This window comes from Streptomyces sp. NPDC091271 (assembly GCF_044757505.1).
Classification (GTDB): Bacteria; Actinomycetota; Actinomycetes; order Streptomycetales; family Streptomycetaceae; genus Streptomyces.
The window spans coordinates 505,838-527,207 of record NZ_JBIVVD010000003.1; the positions used below are offsets into that span (position 1 = coordinate 505,838).

16 protein-coding genes are annotated in these 21,370 nt (G+C 71.8%); 3 read left to right on the forward strand and 13 right to left on the reverse strand.

Annotation, left to right across the window (positions count from 1 at the left end; genetic code table 11):
* Positions 1–15: 15 nt before the first annotated feature.
* The 13 genes from ACIQM3_RS14095 to ACIQM3_RS14155 form a co-directional block, all read right to left on the reverse strand.
* Entirely contained in the window at positions 16–1,377 is a 1,362-nt protein-coding gene (locus ACIQM3_RS14095; RefSeq protein WP_401623518.1) for a VWA domain-containing protein, read from the reverse strand.
* Between the two features lie 143 nt (positions 1,378–1,520).
* Positions 1,521–2,882 (reverse strand): protein phosphatase 2C domain-containing protein, encoded by a 1,362-nt coding sequence (locus ACIQM3_RS14100; RefSeq protein WP_401623520.1) that lies wholly within the window; start codon positions 2,880–2,882, stop codon positions 1,521–1,523.
* 2 nt (positions 2,883–2,884) lie between these two features.
* Complete coding sequence (locus ACIQM3_RS14105) at positions 2,885–5,614, reverse strand: tetratricopeptide repeat protein (RefSeq protein ID WP_401623522.1); 2,730 nt, start codon at positions 5,612–5,614, stop codon at positions 2,885–2,887.
* Entirely contained in the window at positions 5,611–6,948 is a 1,338-nt protein-coding gene (locus ACIQM3_RS14110) for a hypothetical protein (protein ID WP_401623524.1), read from the reverse strand. The genes ACIQM3_RS14105 and ACIQM3_RS14110 overlap by 4 nt, the downstream gene beginning before the upstream one ends.
* Before the next feature lie 47 nt (positions 6,949–6,995).
* A complete protein-coding gene (locus tag ACIQM3_RS14115) occupies positions 6,996–8,036 on the reverse strand; it encodes a glutamate ABC transporter substrate-binding protein (protein ID WP_401623526.1) in 1,041 nt (346 codons plus the stop codon).
* An 11-nt stretch (positions 8,037–8,047) separates the two neighbouring features.
* Entirely contained in the window at positions 8,048–9,439 is a 1,392-nt protein-coding gene (locus ACIQM3_RS14120) for a hypothetical protein (RefSeq protein ID WP_401623528.1), read from the reverse strand.
* Between the two features lie 293 nt (positions 9,440–9,732).
* Positions 9,733–10,701 (reverse strand): N-acetylglucosamine kinase, encoded by a 969-nt coding sequence (locus ACIQM3_RS14125; protein ID WP_401623530.1) that lies wholly within the window; start codon positions 10,699–10,701, stop codon positions 9,733–9,735.
* Complete coding sequence (locus ACIQM3_RS14130; protein WP_401623532.1) at positions 10,692–11,957, reverse strand: 6-phospho-beta-glucosidase; 1,266 nt, start codon at positions 11,955–11,957, stop codon at positions 10,692–10,694. Before ACIQM3_RS14130 ends, ACIQM3_RS14125 begins: the two co-directional genes overlap by 10 nt.
* A gap of 5 nt (positions 11,958–11,962) precedes the next feature.
* A complete protein-coding gene (locus ACIQM3_RS14135) occupies positions 11,963–12,862 on the reverse strand; it encodes a carbohydrate ABC transporter permease (RefSeq protein WP_362937104.1) in 900 nt (299 codons plus the stop codon).
* Between the two features lies 1 nt (position 12,863).
* Positions 12,864–13,862, reverse strand: coding sequence for a carbohydrate ABC transporter permease (locus ACIQM3_RS14140; protein ID WP_401623534.1), 999 nt, complete (start codon positions 13,860–13,862; stop codon positions 12,864–12,866).
* An 11-nt stretch (positions 13,863–13,873) separates the two neighbouring features.
* A complete protein-coding gene (locus ACIQM3_RS14145) occupies positions 13,874–15,214 on the reverse strand; it encodes an ABC transporter substrate-binding protein (protein WP_401623536.1) in 1,341 nt (446 codons plus the stop codon).
* Positions 15,215–15,355: 141 nt separating this feature from the next.
* A complete protein-coding gene (locus ACIQM3_RS14150) occupies positions 15,356–16,516 on the reverse strand; it encodes an ROK family transcriptional regulator (protein ID WP_401623538.1) in 1,161 nt (386 codons plus the stop codon).
* A 147-nt stretch (positions 16,517–16,663) separates the two neighbouring features.
* Positions 16,664–17,728: a mechanosensitive ion channel family protein gene (locus ACIQM3_RS14155; protein ID WP_401623540.1), complete on the reverse strand. Its 1,065-nt coding sequence runs from the start codon at positions 17,726–17,728 to the stop codon at positions 16,664–16,666.
* A gap of 317 nt (positions 17,729–18,045) precedes the next feature.
* Here ACIQM3_RS14155 and ACIQM3_RS14160 point away from each other — a divergent pair, with 317 nt between their 5' ends.
* The 3 genes from ACIQM3_RS14160 to malQ all read left to right on the forward strand — a co-directional run bounded on the left by ACIQM3_RS14160 (position 18,046) and on the right by malQ (position 21,349).
* The gene (locus ACIQM3_RS14160; RefSeq protein WP_104785722.1) at positions 18,046–18,582 is read left to right on the forward strand and encodes an HNH endonuclease; all 537 of its coding nucleotides are present in this window, start codon (positions 18,046–18,048) and stop codon (positions 18,580–18,582) included.
* A gap of 286 nt (positions 18,583–18,868) precedes the next feature.
* Entirely contained in the window at positions 18,869–19,201 is a 333-nt protein-coding gene (locus tag ACIQM3_RS14165) for a hypothetical protein (protein ID WP_401623542.1), read from the forward strand.
* Positions 19,202–21,349, forward strand: a complete 2,148-nt coding sequence (gene malQ, locus ACIQM3_RS14170; protein ID WP_401623544.1) for a 4-alpha-glucanotransferase — start codon at positions 19,202–19,204, stop codon at positions 21,347–21,349. It begins immediately after the preceding gene.
* The last annotated feature ends 21 nt before the right edge of the window (positions 21,350–21,370 follow it).

Below are 21,370 nucleotides of genomic sequence, written 5' to 3' on the forward strand. Positions count from 1 at the left end.
CATGTCGTCCGTGCGCTATTTCTTGACGCGAACTGTCTTGGTCGAGCGCGTTTCGAGTGTCATCTCGTCCGCTTCCGCGACCCTCGCTTTCAGTCGCACAGTACCGGTCGCCGCGTCGACGACGTCGACCACCTTCGAAAGCAGTTTCGCAGTATCCGCGTTTCCGGAGCCCGACGCGAGCTGCACCGCCCGGCCCAGTTTGGCTGTCGCGCCGTCGAAGTCACCCGATTTACGGGCATCAAGTCCCTGCTGGATGACTTGTGCCAGTTCCGCCTGGCCTGTGTAGTGCGCCACCTGGGGGTTGATCGAGGTGGACGCGACCATGTCGTCCGTCCACACGGCTCGTACGAGCCCCTGGGAAAGGGTCTGCGGGGCGCCGCCGCCGGACGGTGGCGGCAGGATCAGCGAGACCCGGGCCGCCAGCATCTCCTGGCCGATCCCGGCCTCCGGGACCCTGACGCACACGTGGTAGTCCCGGGACTCGTCGCCCCAGGAACCGGTCGGGTAGTCGCCGGCGCGGGGCCCCGCCTCGGTGCGGCGGCCGCTCAGATCGGCGACCGTGGGAGCCACCTGCTTGACGAAAACGATCTCCACACCGACGGGCGTCCAGAGCCGCAGCGCCACGTCCGCGACCTCCTTGCCCATCGCGTTCTCCATCATCTGTGTGAAGTCCGCGGCCAGCCCCGCAGGATCAGCGACGATGTCCGCCGTGCCGAGCAGGGCGGAGGCGATCGCTGTGACCTCTTTCACCTCCCAGTCGGTGCCGACACCCCTCGCGTCGCACGTGAACCGGCCCGCACAGGAGTCCAGAGCGGCCCGCAGATCCTCCGGGGACTCGTGCTCGTTGCGTCCGTCGGTGAGGAGGATCCCGTGCCGGATGTCCACCTCGGCGGCCCCGAGCAGCCGGTCGGCCAGTCGCAGCCAGGTCCCGATCGCGGTGCCGCCGCCCGCGCTCAGCCGGCGCAGGGACTCCTTCGCCTGGGCCTTGGTCCCCGGGTCGGCCATCGCCAGCTGCCCGTTGCCCGGGTACACGTCCGTGGCCACGTGCGTCCCCGCGACCACGGCGAACCGCGTGCCGTCACGCAGGGTTTCGATGGCCGCCGCCGTCGCGTCGCGGGCGTTGCGCATCTTCGTCGGCGGGTAGTCCATCGAGCCCGAACAGTCGACCATGAGCACCACGGCGGCGTCCGGCGCCTGCCCCGGGAGGCGCCCCGGTGCCGGAACACCGTCGGCCAGCGGCACACCGCCGGTCGTTCCCCCGCCCGTGGAGGTCACGGTGACGATCGCGTTGACTTCGCGGCCGCCCTCGGGCAGGTATTCGTTCTGGTACACCTCGACGGAGAACTGCGGCACGCCGGACTTGGAGAAGTTGGCCATCTGATCGGCTCCTCGATGCTCCACATGTGTCGGAAGAAGACAGGTGGGCGGACAGAGTTCAGGGCGTAGGACGCGGGCACGGGACGAGAGGGGCGCGGGGACAGGGCGGAACGCCGGCCGGCAGCCGGCGGACCGCGAGCGGCTCAGGCCGATCCTGCCCCCGGCGCCGCCACGGCGAACGGCAGCAGCGCCACTGTTACGTTGTCGTGGCCCCCGCCGTCGAGGGCATGACCGACCAGCACCTGTGCGCCGTGCAGAGGCCGTTCGTAGGCGTCGGCCGGTACGGCCGCGGCCATCTCCGCCGCCGCCTCCGCGTAGTTCCACAGGCCGTCGGTGCACACCACCACCAGGCCGGGCCGGTCGGGCTTGAACGACGCGGTGTGCGGCTCCAGTTCGTACGCGTCGGCGCCGAGCCAGCCCGTGATGGCGTGGGCGCGCTCGTCGGCGTACGCCTCCGCCTCGTTCATCAGGCCGGTCGCCACCATCTGCGCCGCCCAGGAGTCGTCCTCCGTGAGCCGGGCCGGCGGGTGGGAGCGGTCCTCGGGGACCCAGTAGACACGGCTGTCGCCGACCCAGCCAACCACCAGCAGACCGCCCGCCATGATCGCGCCGACCAGGGTGCAGGCCGGGGCGTTCTGATGGCGGTGCTGATCGTGCTCCATCGCCTGACCGGAGTCCTGGGCCAGGGCGTTGACGGCCTCGGACGCGGCCAGGATCGCCTCGTGCATCGCCTGCTGCGCGTGTGTACCGCGCGGCAGCGACTCCAGCAGCGACTCGTTGGCGGCGCTCGCCGCCGCGGCCGATGCCTCGTCGGGGCGGCTCGCCGACGAGACGCCGTCGCACACGATGGCGACAACGGCCGGTGAACCGTCCGGCAGCGCGGTGGAGGACACCGCGAACGCGTCCTCGTTGCGGTGGTGGCGCAGACCCCGGTCGCTGACCGCGGCCACCGAGCCGAGCTCCTGCTCCATGTGGTCGCGCTCGCGGGGCTGGGCGTGGCCGCAGTTCTCGCAGTAGCCGTCGGTGTCCACCCGGCCCGAGCGGCAGGCCACACAGACCTTGGCACCGGACGCCACCCCACCGGCGGTGGCGTGCTCCGCGGTACGGGGATCGGGGGCGGCCAGTTCGAAGTCGCCTGCGGCGTCGGCCCGGGCGGTCCCCTCCGGGGCGTCCGGCTCGTCGTAGCGGACCGCCGCCCCCTCCGCGGCGGGCAGGGGCTTGCCGCCCGAGTCCACACCCGGGAGATCGGCCGGGCGGTGCGTGGGCGCCGGCAGGTCGGAGCTGTCCGTCTCGGAGGCGGAGGGCCATTCCACCGGGCCGCCGCCCGCAGGCGCACCCGCACCCTGGCCGGGCACCGTGATGGCGACCGTCGGACGGTCGGCGGGCGGCGCCGGCACGGCCGAGAGGTCGTACCCGCACGCCCCGCAGAACAGGTCGCCCTGCTCCAGCGGTTCCTCGCAGCTGGGGCACCCCGGCAAGGAGGCCTGCTGGTGGCTCTGTGACATCTTCACACCCAGGTCCGGGGGCGGAAACGGTTGGCCCGCTCCACCAGTTCGATCCTCTCGTCGCCCCGCTGCGCGAGCCGGGCGAGCATCCGGTACGAGCGTTCGAGGCCGAACCTGAGGCCCCGCTCGTCCAGCTCGCTGCCGAGCACCGCCCTCGGGCCCGCGGCTGCGGGGGAGGGCTGAGCCGACGGCTGAGCCGTGGGACTACCGGAGAGTACCCAGTCGAGCGCCGTGCCGAGTACCTCGGTCGACAACTGTTCACGTCTCACCGCGTCCAGGCCGTAGCCCTGCAGCGCGGTCACCTGGTCCGCGGCGGCCGACAGATCGTTGATCAGCGGCTCGTACGGGGCCCGTTCACGGAGCCGGGCCCGCACCGCGGCGACCCGGGCCGCCGTGTAGTGGATCGACGACTCGGGCACGGACTCCAGGGTGCGCACAGCGGCGGGCCGGTCGCCTGCGGCCATCTGCACCCGGGCCAGGCCGAACGCCGAGCTGACGAAGCTCGGGTCCGTCGCCCACACCAGGCGGTAGTACTCCGCGGCGTTGTCCAGCTGCCCCAGCACCTCCGCGCAGACACCCAGCGCGAGCTTCGGCGCGGGCTCGCCCGGGAAGGCGTCGTAGACCGCGTCGAAGGACAGCGCGGCGTTCTCGTTGTCACCGGTCACCAGCGAGGTGATCCCGCGGTACCAGACCACCCGCCAGTCGTCCTCGTGCTGGGCCTCCACGGCCGTCAGCGCCCGCACCGCGGAGTCGAGTTCGCTCATCTCCAGGCGGGCGCGGAGCTCCCGCAGCCGCGTCTCGAGCGAGGCGGCGGGCACCGAGTGCAGGGCGGAGATCAGCTCGGCGGGCGCCGACGCCATCACCCCGGCGAGGAAACCGGCGTTGGGGTCGTTCGGGTCGACCCGGGGCACGGGAAGGGCCAGCGAGGTCGCCCGCGCGTCGAACGCCGCGAGCCGGGGCCCCGCACCCGGGTACACGACAGGGAGCGCCCCCGGCCCCCGGACCGGCGAACGAGGCGCCGGAACAGCCGCCTGAGGCTGCGGATACGCCACCGCGCCGCCCCGGACATGGGTGTCGGGCGCGTACAGCGGAGCGGCGCCGGGCGGCGCGCCCTGCGGTGCGGGGGCGACCGCGGGGGCGGCCGTCAGCGACGGGGCGGGGAGCGTGGCCGCGGGGACGGCCGCAGCCGCCCGTCGGCGACCGAAGCGCCCCGCGCCACCGGACGGGCCCGTCCGGGCGCCGAGCCGCGACACGTCACCGCGCAGCTCCGCGAACAACGCCGTGTCCGTCACGCGCATTTCCGTACCGAACAGGGTCGAGAGCGCCGGGCGCGGACGCCCCGTCTGCAGGGCGACCACCTCCCGCAGCACACCCGTCAGCTGCTCCGCCATCTCCGCGGCCGAGGAGAACCGGCGGGCCGGATCCGGGTCCGTGGCCCGCACGAGGAGCCGGTAGAACGACTCGTACCTCCGGAACACGTCGATGTTGTCCGGGTCGGGAAGCGAGTCCACGAAGACGTTCGTGTACCCCTGGAAGTCGAAGGTCAGCACCGCGAGGGTCCGCGCGACCGTGTAGAGGTCGGAGGCGACGGACGGGCCGACCTCGGCCACCTCGGGCGCCTGGTAGCCGACGGTGCCGTAGATGGCGGACTCGTCGTCGTCCATCCTGCGCACCGCGCCCATGTCGATGAGCTTGAGCTGGTCCTCGGTCTGGATCGCGTTGTCGACCTTGAAGTCGCAGTACAGCACGTTGCGGCTGTGCAGGTGGCCGAGCGCCTCCAGCGCCTCGATGCCGTACGCGCAGGCCTGCTCCACCGGCAGCGGGTCCCGCTTGCCGACCGGTGTGCGGCGCTCGTTGGCGATCTCCTTGAGCGACTTCCCGCCGACGTACTCCATGACGATGTAGCCGTCCAGCGAACCGGTGCGCTGGTCCAGGTGTTCCACGAAGTTGTAGATGCGGACGATGTTGGAGTGCTCGATCTCCGCGAGGAAGCGCCGCTCGGAGATGGCCGCCGCCATGGCGTCCTGGTCCCCGGTGTCCAGCAGGCCCTTGAGGACCACCCAGCGGTCGGAGACCGCCCTGTCCACCGCGAGATAGACCCAGCCGAGCCCGCCGTGCGCCAGGCAGCCCGCCACCTCGTACTGCCCGTGCACGATGTCGCCGCCGCGCAGCTTGGGCACGAAGGAGTACGGGTGACCGCACTTGGTGCAGAACCCTTCGGTACGGCCTGGCCGCTCCCCACGGGACCGGCCCACCGGTGCACCGCAGTCGGAGCGCGAGCAGAATCGCTTCCGCTCGGGGACCTCGGGATTCTCCATCACCGCCGTGTGCGGGTCGGGCCGCGGCACGTCGGGCACGAGCACCAGGCCCGCGCCCAGCCTGCCGCGCCCGGAGGAGGAACCCGTCGAGACGCCCGAGGAACGCACCGACACCGAGCGGGACGTGGAGCTTCCCGACAGGGAACGGGAGAGCCGCCCGGAGACCGAGCGCCGGGAGGTCGACGAGCGGGACGAGGACCGCGCGGACGCCTGCGAACCGGTCCGCTGCGAGGTGCTGCTGCTTCCCCGGCCGCCCGCCGCCCTGCCGCCGCCCGCGATGCCGGTGGGCGGTGAACTCACCATGCCCGTCGGCGACACGACCGGCGCGAGGCCACAGGTGTCGCAGTACAGCTCGCCGCCGCCCATGTCCTCGTAGCTGCCCTCGCACGTCGGGCGCTGGCACTCCGTACTCATGATGTCTCCCCCTGTCCGTCGTACTCGCCCGGACGGCGCGGTGTCAGCAGTTCGGTGGCGGCCCGCTGGTAGCGCAGCACCGCCTGTTCGGCGACGCGCAGATCGCACGGGGCGCTCCACAGCATCCGGCGGGCCGCGTCGTACCGCTCGATGAGGAGCGGGTCCTCGGCCAGACCGTGCCGGGCCACCTTCGCCTTGTACGCGTCGAGCCTGCCGCGCAGCTCCGCACGGACCGCGAGCGGCGCCGTCACGGACGTCAGCGAGTCCCGGGCGCGCAGCAGCTCGTCCTCGGCCTCCCGCTCCAGCGAGTCCAGCAGCGGCGACAGCCGGTTCCACTGGGCGTGCCTGCGGTATTCGGAAGCGGCGGCCAGCCGTTCCTGCAGAGCGGTCGGCGGGCCGCTGACGGCGGGCACCTCGGAGGCGGCGATCTTCGCCAGCACCTCGCCGCGCGCGGACCGGGCCTCCGAGAGCGTGCGGTCCGCGCGGGACAGGACGTCGCGCAGCTGGACCAGGCGCTGTTCGGCGTCCTGCCGGACCGCGAGGACCGCCTCGATCTCCCGCCGTACGTCCTCCAGGGCGCGGGCCGCCCGGTCGTAGCGTGTGGTGTCGGGACGTCCTCCGCCGGGCGCGGCACTGCCGGGGCCCGGCATCCAGAACGCCAGCGGATCGGAGATCACCTCCACCCGCAGGGTGGTCAGCTCCTGGGTGATCGACTCCAGGTCGTCCCCGGCGGGATGCTCCCCGGGGCGCACCCCTACGGAGTGCGCCAGCGAACGCGTACGGCGCAGCTCCGCGGCGAGCAGGTCTATCCGGGCGGGCAGCGCCGACCACACGGAGTCCGCGGCGACGACCATGTCGAGGGAACGGGCGTACAGGTCGTTCATCCGGGCGACCAGCTCCTCCAGCGTGAACCGCTCGGAGAGTCGGGCCGGCCCGCCGCCGGAGGGCCCCGGGCTGACCGCTCCCGGGTTCGCGACGGTCACGCTGTCACCGCGCAGGATGTCGGTGAGGGCCGCCAGATCGTCCTTGCTGGGGTAGCGGCGCCCGGCCCGGATCTCCCGCGCCCTGGCGAGCGCCCCCGCGTAGGCGTCGAAGTACCCCCACAGCAGCGTGATCGACTGCTCGGTCGTGGCCCAGCGTCCCTTGGTGACGCCGGTCAGATCGGCGCCCTCCAGGAGCCGGCGGCCGGCGTGGTCCTGCAGGGCGAGGAGCGAGGTCTCGATGGCCTCGTGCTCCGCACCGAGCCGGGCCAGCGCACGGTCCGCCTCGTCCCGGTCCATGACCGGGCCGGGGGGCCTCCCCGCGAAACCGGGGAAGGATCCCGCCACGCCCATCGATCACCTCTCCGTTCCGGCCGCCGGACCCCAGGGCCCGGACAGGTTCAGTTGCTGCGGTACTTGGGTGCAGGGGGGCCCTTGATGCCGGGCAGCCCCTCCGCCAGCCAGGTCCGGTACGACGTCATCCAGGGGCTGGCCGCACCGCCCTGGCGGTACTCGGCCAGCACCTGGTTGACCCGGGCCACCAGGTCGTCGGCGCCCAGCTTCGCGGCCACGCCGTAGTACTCGGTGGTGAACGGCTTGTCGCCCTTGAGTTCCACCGCGGGGTCCTGGGCCGCCTGGCCGGCCGCCAGGGCGTTGTCCGTGACCACCGCGTCGACCTCACCGAGCTGCAACCGCACCAGGCAGTCGAGCTGGTTGGGGACGGTCAGCTGGTCCTCGTCCAGCTCGGTGTCGTCGTGCACGTCCTCGAAGACCGCGCCGAAGGACTTCTCGTTCAGCGCGTCGTACGCCGTCGAGCCCTCCGCCGTGCAGACCCGCTTGCCCTTGAGCGACTCGTCGTAGCCGGTGATCGTCGACTTCTTGGGCGCCAGGACCTGCTGGCCCGCCTGGAAGTAGGCCGTGGAGAACGCGACCTGTCCGGCGCGCTTGCAGTTGATCGTCATCGTGCGTACAACGACGTCCACCTTGTCGTTCTCCAGCGCGGAGATGCGCTGGTTGGTGGGGATGGCACGGAAGATCACCGCGTCGCGGTCGCCGAGGATGTTCTCCGCGATGGCCCGCACCAGGTCGATGTCGAAGCCTTCGAGCGTGCCGGACTCGGCCTCCGGGTTCCGGTAGCCCCACCGGAAGCTGTTCTGGTCGACACCGGCTATCAGCTTGCCGCGCTTCCTGATCTTCTCGATGCTCGGGCCGTCGGCGCTCGACGCCGGCAGGCTCGCCTCCGGGTCCTTGCACTCCTCGGCCTTCGCGGGCACCGCGGAGGTGGCGCCCTGCCCCGTGTGCAGCCCGCCCAGCGTCCCCTCGCCGTGCGCCAGCGGCAGCAGGGTGAGCGAGGCCGTGACGGCACAGGCCACCGCCATGCCCGTCACACCGCCCCAGCCACGCAGTCTGCCGCGTGCGGCCCAGCCCTTCGGCCTGGTCATCGGTCGTCCCCTCACCGGTACTCCGAGAGCCTGCGGTTGACCCCGACTATCGCGGCGACCGCACCCAGCAGGGCGAGGACGGCGGCCCCGGCCGGCAGCCCGCCCAGTGCCCCACGGCCGTCCTCGGCCGCCGCGTCGAACTGGTCCTGTTCATGGGCGAGGGCCGTCTTCAGCGCGTCGTCGACCTTCTCGAAGGACTCACCCGTGGAGTTCTTCGGGTCGATGATCTGCAGCAGCGCGCTGTCGTAATCGCCCTGGTCGTCCGTCGCCCTGGCCTTCTTGTGGCGGTCCTGCCACTCGGACACACTGTTGATGGCGGCCTCCACCGGCTCACTCCCCCCGGAGTCGTCGCCGGCGAGCTTCTCCGCGCTCTCGAGCTGTGTGCCGAGTGCCTTCATACCCGTGCTGTAGTCGGTCTCGTACTTGTCCTGCGTGCCGTCCGGGGTCAGGACCGCGCCCCGGGCGACCAGCGTGAGGTTCTCGTTGGCCCGTGCCTTCAGCGAGTTGATCCTGGCCTTGTTGAGAACGTCGAGTGACTGCTGCCCGTTCACCATCGCGCTATGCAGTTCCGCCCTGGCCACCGTGTGTCCCACGGCCAGCCACAGAAGCACCACCGTGGCCGCGGCCGTCGCCGCGAGCAGCCCGTGGTTGAAGACGCGGTTCGTCCTGCGGTAGTTGCGCCGCTGCATCCACACCAGCGCGGCCAGCGCCACGATCCCGGCGGCCAGCGAGAGGAAGGGCCACCGCCGCGCGTCGGCCGAGTCGGTGGAGAGCCGGCCGGTCTCCGCCGCGTACAGCCGCTCGGCCGCCGGGAGGATCTCGTTCGTCATCTTCTGGTTGGCGTACCGGAGATAGGCGCCGCCGAGCGGCAGCCCCTGCCGGTTGTTGGCCCGGGCCCGCTCGATCAGCCCCGTGTACTCGGGAAGCAGCTCGCCCAGCGTGGTGATCTCCCGGTGCGACGAGGTCGAGGCATCGGTGCTCGCCGCGGCCTTCACCAGCAGCCGGGAGGCCTCCTTGATGTCCGCGTCGTACTGCGCGAGCACGTCCTTGGGCTCCTGCGCCCCCGCCAGGAAGCCGCTCGCGGCCATCGTGTCCGCGTCGGCCAGCGAACGGTAGATGCTCGCGGCGGCCGCGCTCAGCGGCTGACTGCGTGTCACCACGTCGTCGGCGGACGAGGCCCGACCGGAGATCTCCGTGACGGTCACCGCGCCGAACACCACGACCAGCAGGGCCAGTACGGCGCCGAAGATCTGCAGCCTGCCCGGCTCGGTCGTCGCCGCGGCGCGCAGCCGGTCGACGGCCACGGACGGGGCACCACGGCGCTGCGCGGGTACGGTCACGGGCGCGGACGGCGCATCCGGCTCGGGCTCCCGCAGTGCGGCCCCGCTCGGCGGGTATGTCACTTGACCTCCCCCTCGGTCATGACGACGGCCCGGGCCCCCCGGCCGATCGGGGGACGACTCGTCCTGGCCAGAAGTATGGCCCCAGGGGCCGCGGTCCACCAGGAATGCCCGGATCCCGCCCCCGCCCCGTATTCGATCAGGACGAGCGCGAGCGATCAAGGCAATCGGCCGGTCGGGCCCCTGAGCAGACTGATCTCCCCACCATGAACACGTTCGGGACAGCAGATCGGTTCCCGTACGCGAAGGGCGCCCCGCGCGGCACAGCCACGGGACGCCCGACGCCTCCGGCCCTCTCAGGCGTACTGCGTCCGCAGTCTGTCGTACGCCGCGGGGGCGGCCCGCGTGTGGTCCAGACCCAGCAGCCCGGCGCCCAGCACCGGCGGAGCGGAGACGACCCGGACCACCGCCTTCGGGGCTCGCACGGCGAGGAGTTCACCGATCCGGTCGTCCAGAGCGGGGTGGCGGGCCGCCAGCACGCTGCCGCCCAGCACCACCGGCACCTCTTCCTCCAGCAGGCCGAGCCGGGCCAGCGACACGGTGGCCATCGCCACCACCTCGTCGCCGAGCCGGTCCACGAGGTCGCGTGCGATCCGGTCGCCGGCCGCACCGGTGGAGAACAGCACCGGTGTCAGCTCGTGCCGCCGTGCGTAAGGGATGTGCCCCAGGTGCAGTGCCTCGATCAGGGCGTACATCGAGTCGAGCCCGAAGTGCCCGGGCAGGGCCCGCGCCAGCTCGGTCGGCTCGCCGCGGCCGTCCTCGGCCCTCGCCGCGAACCACAGCGCCTCCTCGGCCAGCCCCGAACCGCCTCCCCAGTCACCGGATATCCGGCCGATCGCGGGGAAGCGGGCGGTCGCTCCGTCCGGCCGCATGCCGACGCAGTTGATCCCCGCACCGCACACCACGGCAACGCCGCAGGGCTCGTCGACCCCCGCGCGCAGTATCGCGAAGGTGTCGTTGCGCACCTCCACGGTGCCGCCCCAGCCGCGGCCTTGCAGTGCCTCGGCCAACTCCGCCTCCTCGACCGGGAGATCGGCGTTGGCGAGACAGGCCGACACATGGTCGACGCCGTCCGCCCCCGCCTGCGCGAGGGCGGACCGGACAGCCTCCGCCAGTCCGTCGACGGCCGTGCCGATCCCGACGACCGGCGGCTGGAAGCCACCCCCACGCCCGGTGCCGAGGACGGTCCCGTCGGCGCCGATCACGGCCACGTCGGTCTTGCTGTTGCCCGCGTCGATCGCGAGCACATGTGCGGTCAGGCCCACGCCAGGTGCTCCCGGTTGTGCGCGATCAGCTTGTCGGTGAGCGCCTCGGCATACTCGAACTGGCCGGTCAGCGGGTGGGCCATCAGCGCCTTGAACACCCGGTCGCGGCCGCCGCGCAGCGCGGCGTCCAGGGCCAGGTCCTCGTACGCGGTGACATGCCCGATCAGCCCGGCGTACAGCGGGTTCAGGGAGGGCACCGCGAGCGGTGTCGCGCCCGTGCCGTCGATCCGGGCCTGGACCTCGATCACCGCGTCGTCCGGCAGGAACGGCAGCGTCCCCTTGTTGTACGTGTTGACCACCTGCACCGCGGAGCCGCCCCCGCCGAGCAGCGCGGACGCCAGGTCGACGGCCGCCTCCGAATAGAAGGCACCGCCCCGCTTGCCCAGCAGCGCGGGCTTCTCGTCCAGGGCCGGGTCGCCGTACATCGCCAGGAGCTCCTTCTCCATCGCGGCGACCTCGGCCGCGCGGGACGGCTTCGTGCCGAGCTCCCGTACGACCTCGTCGTGCGCGTAGAAGTACCTGAGGTAGTACGACGGGACCACGCCGAGGCGGTCGACGATCTGCCGGGGCATGCGCAGGTCGCCGGCGATCGCGTCACCGTGTTCCGCGAGGAGCTTCGGCAGGACGTCCTCGCCGTCCGGGCCGCCCAGGCGCACCCCGAGCTCCCACGTCAGGTGGTTGAGCCCCACATGGTCGAGGTGGATCTCGCCCGGCGTCACGTCGAGCAGCGCGGCGAACTTCCGCTGGAAGCCGATCGCCACGTTGCACAGGCCGACGGCCTTGTGCCCGGCCTGGAGCAGGGCCCGGGTGACGATCCCGACCGGGTTGGTGAAGTCGATGATCCAGGCGTCGGGGTTGGCGCGGCGTACCCGCTCGGCGATGTCGAGGACGACCGGGACGGTGCGCAGCGCCTTGGCGAGACCGCCCGCCCCGGTGGTCTCCTGCCCGACGCAGCCGCATTCGAGCGGCCACGTCTCGTCCTGGTTGCGGGCGGCCTGTCCGCCGACGCGGAGCTGGAGCAGCACCGCGTCAGCACCGGCGACCCCGGCGTCCAGGTCGGAGGTGGTGACGATCCGCCCCGGGTGGCCCTGCTTCGCGAAGATCCGCCGCGCCAGGCCGCCGACCAGCTCCAGCCGGTCGGCCGCCGGGTCGACGAGCACGAGCTCCTCGACCGGCAGGGTGTCCCGCAGCCGCGCGAAACCGTCGATCAGTTCGGGGGTGTAGGTGGACCCGCCGCCAACTACTGCGAGCTTCATGCTTCTCAGCCCTTTACTCCGGTGAGGGTGACGCCTTCGACGAAGGCCTTCTGTGCGAAGAAGAACACGATGATGACCGGCGCCATGACGAGCAGGGTCGCGGCCATCGTCAGGTTCCAGTTGACCGCGTGGGCGCTCTTGAAGGACTCCAGGCCGTAGCTCAGGGTCCAGGCGCCCGGGTTCTGCGCGGCGTAGATCTGCGGTCCGAAGTAGTCGTTCCAGCAGTAGAAGAACTGGAAGAGCGCGATGGCCGCGATGCCCGGCTTGGCCATCGGTACGACGATCTTGAGCAGCGTGCGGAACTCACCGCATCCGTCGACCTTCGCCGACTCGATGTACTCCTGCGGAATGGTGAGCAGGAACTGCCGCAGCAGGAAGATCGAGTAGGCGTCGCCGAACGCCATGGGGATGATCAGTGGCCACAGCGAGCCCGACAGGTGGAACTGCTGCGCCCACACCAGGTACATCGGGATGATGATGACCTGCGGCGGAAGCATCATCGTGGAGATGACGAGGATCATCGCCGTACGCCGGCCGCGGAAGCGGAACTTGGCCAGCGCGTAGGCGACCGGCACGGACGAACACACCGTGAACACCGTGCCCACGAGCGCGTACATCAGCGAGTTGCGCCACCAGCCGAGGAAGCCCGGGGTGTGGAAGACCGTCGAGTAGTTCGACCAGTTCCAGGAGTCGGGCCACAGATCGCCGCTCATCGCCTGGTCGTCGCTCATCACCGAGGTGAGGAGGACGAAGACGAACGGCAGGACGAAGAACAGGGCGAGCGCGACGGCCACGGAGTGGACCGCGATCCAGTTCAGGACGCGCTTACGGCGGTGCCGGGCGGCGTCGGGGCCGCTCGGACGGCTCGCGACGGCGGTGTCCGGCCTGGTCAGGGTGGTGGTCATTTCAGTCCTCCGCCGGGATGAGGCCGACGCTCTTGCGCATCAGCAGAAGGGTGACGGCCATGGCGATGGCGAAGAGCACGAGTGAGAGGACGCACGCGGCGCCTGTGTTGAAGTTCTGGAAGCCCATCGAGTAGACGAGCTGCGGCACCGTCAGGGTGGAGTGGTCCGGGTAGCCGGGCTGGATCACGGTGCCGGGGCCGATGGAGACGCCGGAGGCGAGCTTCCCCGCGACGAGGGCCTGCGTGTAGTACTGCATCGTCTGCACGACCCCCGTGACGACGGCGAACAGCACGATCGGCGTGATGGCGGGCCAGGTGACGTAGCGGAACTTGGTCCAGGATCCGGCGCCGTCCAGGTCGGCGGCCTCGTACTGCTCCTTCGGCACGTCCAGCAGCGAGGCCATGAAGATGACCATCAGGTCGCCGATGCCCCACAGCGAGAGCAGCACCAGCGAAGGCTTCGACCAGTTCGGGTCGTTGAACCAGCTCGGGCCGTGCAGGCCGATCCACGAGAGGACCTCGTTGACCGGTCCGGTGGACGGGTTGAGCAGGAAGACGAAGGCGACGGTGGCCGCGACCGGCGGTGCCAGGTACGGGATGTAGAAGGCCGTGCGGAACAGCCCGACCCCCGTCTTGATCTTCGTGATCAGCAGGCCGATACCGAGACCGAACACCACACGCAGCGCGACCATCACCACGACCAGCCACAGCGTGTTCCACAGGGCCGGACCGAACAGCGGCATCTGCTCCAGCACGTACTTCCAGTTGCGCAGCCCGACGTAGGTGGGCGCCTTGATCTGGTTGTAGTGCATGAACGAGAAGTAGACGGTCGCGATCAGCGGATAGCCGAAGAAGACCGAGAAGCCGACCAGCCAGGGCGAGAGGAACCCAAGGGTGCGCAGCCGCTCGCGGTTCCGCTTGCGCCGCAGAGGGGAGTTGCGGGGGGCCGGTTGGGTCCCCTGTCCGGCGGACTTCGCCGGGGTGGAGAGGGAAAGTGCCATGACTCGGCTCCTCAGTTTTCCGACTGGAGGTTGTCGGCGTCGATCTGCTCGTCGAGTTCCTTCAGGGCGCCGTGCAGGTCCTTGGTCCTGCCTGCTTCGACGGACTGCGAGAAGTCCATGAACGAGGTGATGTACTGACCGCCGTTGTTGGAGGGCGGGACTGCCTGGCTGTGCGGGTTCTGCGCGATCTTGATGAAGGCACGGAAGGCCGGGTCGGCGTCCAGGTCGGGCGACTTGAGCGCGTCGAAGGTGGACGGCACGTTGTGGATCGCGTTGGCGAAGTGGACGACCGCCTCGGTGTCGGTCGTCAGGTACTTCACCAGCTCCCACGCCGCGTTCTGGTGCCGGCTGCTGTGCGCGATGCCGGCGACGGTGCCCGTCAGATAGCCGCGCCCGTAGGTGTCGGCCTGGTCGTCGGGGACCGGCAGAGGGGCGACCCCCCAGTCGAACTCCGCCTTCGCCTCGTCGAGCATCAGGCCGCGCCACTCGCCGTCCAGGTGCATGGCGAGCTTGCCGGTCAGGAAGCCGTTCTGGGACGACATCTCGTCACCGAAGGTGGCGCGCAGCCGCTCCAGGGTGTTGTAGCCGCCCTGCGCGTCGGAGATCCCGCGCATGGTGGTGAAGAACTGCTCGGTCCTGGGCTCGTCGGCGAGCTTCGCCTTGCCCTGGCCGTCGAAGTACTGCGGGCCCCACTGCGCGAACATCCGGTCGGGGGAGTTCTGGTAGAGCTGGAAGTTCGGCATGAAGCCGGCGCGCTCGAGCGAGCCGTCCTTCTTCTTCCGCGTCAGCTTGGCCGCGTCGGCCTTCATCTCGGACATGGTGCGAGGAGGCCGGCTGATGCCCGCCTCCTCGAAGGCGTCCTTGTTGTAGTACATGCCGAACGCGTCGGCGAGCAGGGGCGTCGCGCACTGGACGCCCTCGTACCGCGTGTAGTCCAGCAAGGTCTTCGGGAAGACCTTCGCCTTGTCGATGCCGCTCTTCTTCATGAAGGGGTCGAGATCCGCCCACATGCCGGAGGAGCAGTACTGGCCGACGTTGTTGGTGGTGAACGAGGTGACGACGTCGGGTGCGTCGCCACCGCCGGCCCGCAGCGCCTGGTTGATCGTCTCGTCGCTGACGTTGCCGGTGGAGACGACGTCGATGTTGGGGTGCAGCTTCTCGAACCGGGCGATGTTCTCGTTGATCGCCTTGACCTCGCCGGGCGCCGACCAGCCGTGCCAGAACTTCAGCGTGACCGGCTTCGTGGGGTCGTCTGTGTTGCTGCCGGTGCTCGGATTCGCGCAGCCGGTCAGCAGCAGGGCCGCTGCGCCGAGCGCCAGGGGCACGCGGGTACGAATGCGCCGTAGCGCCATGGCGGACTTCCTTCGCGGGGGAGGGGGACGGGCGGTGAAGCGTGGAGGTACGGCCCGGAACCGCGGCGCGCGGTGGCTCACCGGGCATGGGGGTGCCGTACGGACCACCGGGTACGGGCGGTACGGCGGATCTTCGGGAGGTCAGGCGGTGTCGAAGGTGCTGTCGCGCGCCTGGGCGAGGGCGGTGCGCAGTGCGCCGGTCAGTATCGGGTCGCCCTCGATGTCGCTGATCCGGAGCAGCGGCCTGGGCAGTGCCAGTCCGGTCATTTCGGCCTCGACCCGTTTGCGCAGGTCCTCCCCGCCGGCCTGCGCCACGGAGCCGGAGAGCACGACCAGCTCCGGATCGACCACGGCGACCACGGAGGCGAGGCCGGTGGCGAGCCTGCGGGCGACCTCGGCGGACACGGCCTCGTCGGTGAGGGCTTCGGCCAGCGGCCTGCCTCCGGCCAGGTCGCGTACGGCGGGGGAGGAGACCTGGCTCTGGAAGCCGCCCCCCGCGTCGGGTCCCGCCCAGTCGGCCGCGCCGCCCCGGGCGAGCGGGGCGCCGGGCAGCGGCATGTAGCCGATCTCTCCCGCGCCGCCGGTGGCGCCGCGCAGGAGGGTGCCGCCCAGCACGATCGCGGCGCCGACGCCCTCGTCGACCCAGGCGAGCACGAAGTGGTCGTTGTCCTGCGCGGCGCCCTCGTACTGTTCGGCGACGGCGGCGAGGTTCACGTCGTTCTCGATGACGACCGGCCTGCCGACCACCTCGGCGAGGTCGGCGAGCAGGGTGCGCGAGTGCCAGCCGGGCAGATGGGGCGCGTAGCGGAGCTGCCCGGTGTGCGGGTCGATCGCGCCGGGAGTGCCCACCACCACGGCGGCGAGGTCGTCATGACCGAGACCGGTCGGACGCAGGGCCCCGTCCACCGCCTCGGCGACGAGCTGGGCGGTGCGGTGCCGTACGTCCTCCGCGACCGCCTCGGCCTCCACACGGCAGGAGCCGACCACCGTGCCGGTGATGTCGGCGACCACGGCGTCGATGCCGGTGGGCCCGACGGAGAGCGCCGCGACGTGGGCGGAGGCCGGGTCGATCTCGTAGAGCACGGCGTTCGGTCCGGGGCGTCCGCTCTGGCTGCCCGTCGAGCGGACCAGGCCCGCCTCCTCCAGACGCGCCAGCAGCTGCGAGGCGGTGGGCTTGGAGAGCCCGGTCAGCTCGCCGATGCGGGTGCGGGTGAGGGGGCCCTGGGTGACGAGGAGATCGAGCGCGGCCCGGTCGTTCATGGCACGCAGAACGCTGGGGGTGCCTGGTGTGGTTCCGGCCATGAGCGACGCGCCTGCCTCTGTTAGGAAACTTTCCTATCGGTGAGAGGAAGGTATGGCGGCGTCACCGGGGCGTCAATGGGAAGCGCCCCCGAGGCAACCAAAGCGTTACCTGCGGGGGCGCTGTGCGCACCGGTCGTCCGGCGCCGGCTACTTCGTGAGGTTGGCGGGCGGTATCGGGGTCGCCGCCAGCGACTGCGGCGACGTCGCCGACGCGTACGCCGAGGGGGCCGCCACCGCCGCCGTCGGGTCGGCGGCGGCCTCCCCGTCCGTCTGGAGGGGGATGGTGCCGATCATCATGATCCCGGCGGCGTCCAGCGCCTGCTTGATGCGCCAGCGCAGCTCGCGCTCGACGCCCAGCGACTTGCCGGGCATGGTCTTCGCCGTGACCCGCAGGGTCATCGAGTCGAGCAGCACCGCGTCCAGGCCGAGCACCTCCACCGGGCCCCACAGCCGCTCCGACCAGGGTTCTTCCTTGGTCATGGTCTCGCCGGCGCCGGCGATCGCCTTGCGGACCGACTCCAGGTCCTCCGTCGGGCGGACCGTGACGTCGATACCGGCGGTGGACCAGCCCTGGCTGAGGTTGCCGATCCGCTTCACCTCGCCGTTGCGCACGTACCAGATCTCGCCGTTGTCCCCCCGCAGCTTGGTGACCCGCAGGCCGACCTCGATCACCTCACCGGAGGCGACACCCGCGTCGATCTGGTCCCCGACGCCGTACTGGTCCTCCAGGATCATGAAGACGCCGGAGAGGAAGTCGGTGACGAGGTTGCGCGCGCCGAAGCCCAGTGCCACCCCGGCGACCCCCGCGGAGGCGAGCAGGGGGGCCAGGTTGATCTGGAAGGCGCCCAGGATCATCAGGGCCGCGGTGCCGAGGATCAGGAACGACGTCACCGAGCGGAGCACGGAGCCGATGGCCTCGGAGCGCTGGCGGCGGCGTTCGGCGTTGACCAGCAGGCCGCCGAGGGCCGTGCCCTCCACCGCCTGGGCGCTGCGGTTCATCCGGTCGATGAGGTTGGTCAGGGCGCGCCGGATCAGGTAGCGCAGCACGATCGCGATGGCCGCGATGAGGATGATCCGGAGGCCGGTGTTCAGCCAGGTGGACCAGTTCTCCTCGACCCAGCCTGCGGCGTTCCCGGCCCGCTCGGCGGCTTCGTCCAGCGAGCCCGCGGCCCCGGGGGACGGAGCCACGGCCAGGAGGGCGGACAGGGACACGACGGGGACCTCCAAATGGGGCGACAGCAGACCAACCACACTAACGAAGGCGGGGGGCCGGTTCGTTGCCGTCGGGGAGGGAGAGACACGTCTCACCCGGGGTCACGGGGGGTGTGGCCGATGCCACAGGGGGGCCGGCGGCCCCGTTCAAACACCTGTTCCGGTGTATCCGGGGCGTGCGTACGGCGGGCGGTGAGAAAAATCCCTCCGGCCCGTTACCCGCACGTGGTGGCGCTCGGACCAGGCATGAGGAGAGACTGAGATCGGATCGTCCCGGCGCGAGCCACGCGTCGCCGGCGTACAAGGAGGCATCCACCGTGCCGCACGTCCTGGTTCTCAACGCTTCGTACGAGCCGCTCGGCGTCGTACCTCTCCGCCGCGCGCTCGTCCTCGTCCTCGAGAACAAGGCCATCTGCCTCGAGGAGTCCGGCGCCTTCATGCACAGTGCCACCCGTGCCGTGCCGGCGCCCAGCGTGGTCCGCCTCAAGCGGTTCGTGCGGGTCCCGTACCGGGGGCCCGTCCCGCTCACACGCCGGGCGCTCTTCGCGAGGGACGGCGGCCGCTGCATGTACTGCGGGGCCGCCGCGACCAGCGTCGACCACGTCATCCCGCGCAGCCGCGGCGGGCAGCACGCCTGGGACAACGTGGTGGCGGCCTGCCGCCGCTGCAACCACGTCAAGGCGGACCGCCACCTGCCGGAGCTCGGCTGGCGGCTGCGCCACCAGCCGGCGCCGCCCAGCGGTCTCGCCTGGCGGATCATCGGCACCGGGCACCGGGACCCGCGCTGGCTGCCCTATCTGCAGCCCTTCGGCGCGGACGACGTGATGGCCCGGATCGACGGCGTTTCCGCCTGAGGAACCGGGCCATCGACGTGTCGGAGGCCGCCGCGTCACCCGGCCGGGTGACGCGGCGACGGCCCGGCGGGCGGGCGCGGGCCGGGAACGGGGTCCGGGGCGCTCCTGCCGCGGGGGAGACGCCGCCGAGTGGCTGAAAACGGCCCATACCTGACGCGCCGGGGAACGAAGTGTGACCCACGGCACGTTGGAATCGTTGTCATAACGCGTATGTCACGTCCACGTCTGCTCCCGCGCCCGCTGGGTAGGTCTGCTGTGTCCTGTTGTCCACGGCCAGGAGGCCAACATGCCCGCTTCTGCGCAGCTTCTGCTCTCCGCCCTTTCCAAACAGGTGCCTAGCCCCATGGGTTCCGATCCGCTGGCGGGTAAGAAGTCCCCGACCTTCACCGCCCCTCCGATGATCAGTGAGCTGCCGCTCGCCGATGTCTCCCACCTGATCGGTGAACCCGCGTCCGCCGACAGCGCCCCGCTCCTCAGCGAACCCCCGCTCACCAGCGAGCCTCCGCTCGCCGACGCCACACCCCTCACGAGCGAGCCACCGCTCGCCGCCGTCGCCCCTCTGACCAGCGAGCCGACAGCACCCGGCACCGCAGGGGGCATGGAGTCCCCAGGAGTCTGAATGGGCTTGTCCCGGCTCGCCGCACTGCACGGCGTCGCCACCTCCTTCTCCCCGTCCGCGGATGTCACGGTGTCCGTCCCCGACGACACGGTCACGGCCGTGCTCGCCGCCCTGGGCGTCGACGCCGACACTCCCGCGGAGGTACGGAGATCACTCACCGCAGCCGAATCGGCGGCGGCCTCCCGACTGCTCCCGCCGACGGTGGTGGCCTGGTCGGGAGAGCCGCTGCCGGCCGCGCTCACCGCGCTGCCGCCCGGCGCGCTCCTGACGGTCGACCCCGAACCGGGCGCCACCGACGCGAGGTCGCCCCTGCGCATGAGGGTGCTCCCCGCTCCCGCCCCCGACGCGAACACGCCGACGACGCCCTCCTGGTGGACCGAACCGCCCCTGGGCGTGCACCGGCTGGCCGTCCGTACGGCGGACCACCGCTACGCAACCGCCACGCTCGTCGTCGCTCCGGACCGCGTACCCCAGCCGTCCGCCGGTACGCACGGATTCCTCGTCCAGCTCTACTCGATGCTGTCCGCCCGTTCCTGGGGCATGGGCGACCTCTCGGACCTGGCCGACCTAGCCGCCTGGGCGGGGCGAACCCTGGGGAGCGGCTTCGTCCAGGTCAACCCGCTGCACGCCGCCGTACCGGGCAGCCCGACCGACCCCTCCCCGTACCGCCCCTCCTCCCGCCGCTTCCCCGACCCCGTCCATCTGCACATCGAGTCGATCCCGGAGTACGGCCACGTCGCCGAGCCCGGCAGGGCGGCCCTGGACGATCTGCGCCAGGAGGCCGCGGCCCTCCGCGAGGCCGTGCTCAACAAGGGTGCCCTGATCGACCGGGACGCCGTCTGGGCGCTCAAGAGGCAGGCCCTGGAGATCGTCCACGAGGTCCCCCTGACCCCCGGCCGCCGCGCCGCCTACTGCGACTTCCTCGCCGGGCAGGGGCAGGCCCTGGAGGACCACGCCCTGTGGTGCGCCCTGGCCGAGGTGCACGGCCCCCTGTGGCGTGCCTGGCCCGAAGGGCTGCGGGACCCCCGCTCCCCGCAGAGCACCCGCGCGCGCGCCGAGCTGCTGGACCGGGTCGACTTCCACTGCCGGCTCGCCTGGCTCACCGACACCCAGCTCGCCACGGCCCAGAGCGCCGCGCGGGAGTCCGGGATGGCCGTCGGGATCGTCCACGACCTCGCCGTCGGCGTCCACCCCGACGGCGCCGACACCTGGGCCCAGCAGGACGCCTTCGCGCGGGGCATGTCCGTCGGCGCGCCCCCTGACGCCTTCAACGCCCACGGCCAGGACTGGGGGCTGCCCCCCTGGCGCCCCGACGCCCTCGCGGCGTCCGGCTACGCCCCCTACCGCGACCTCCTGCGCGGCCTCCTCGCCCACGCAGGAGCGCTGCGCATCGACCACGTCATGGGCCTCTTCCGGCTCTGGTGGGTGCCCGAGGGGCGCCCGCCCACCGAGGGCGCCTACGTCAGCCAGGACGCCGAGGCGATGCTCGCCGTCCTCGTCCTGGAGGCGCACCGGGCCGGTGCCGTCGTCATAGGGGAGGACCTCGGCACCGTCGAGCCCGGCGTACGCGAGGCGCTCGCCCGGCGCGGGGTGCTCGGCACCTCCGTGCTCTGGTTCGAGCGCGACTGGGACGGCACGGGGCGCCCGCTGGCGCCCGAGAAGTGGCGCGAGGACTGCGTGGCCACGGCGACCACCCACGATCTGCCGTCCACCGCCGCCCGCCTGACCGGCGATCATGTGACGCTCCGCCACCGGCTGGGGCTGCTCACCCGGAGCCTGGAGCAGGAGCTGGCCGAGGACGCCGCCGACACCGCCGAGTGGCTGGCCTACCTGGCCCGGCTCCGGCTGCTGCCCGAGGGCGACGGCGACGAGGAGGCGGCCGTCCGCGCCGTCCACCGCTTCCTGCGGCGCACCCCCGCCCGGATGGCCGGGGTCTGGCTCCCGGACACCGTGGGCGACCGCCGGCCGCAGAACCTCCCCGGGACCTGGGACCAGTACCCGAACTGGCGCCTGCCCATCGCCGACGCGGAAGGCCACCCCGTCACGCTGGAGGAGATCACCGCCTCGCCCCGGCTGCACCGGCTCATGGCCGTCCTGACGGATGGCCACGAGTCCCGTACGGCACCCCCGGGCGCGCGCCCCTCGTAGGCGTTCGCTACGTTTGCACCG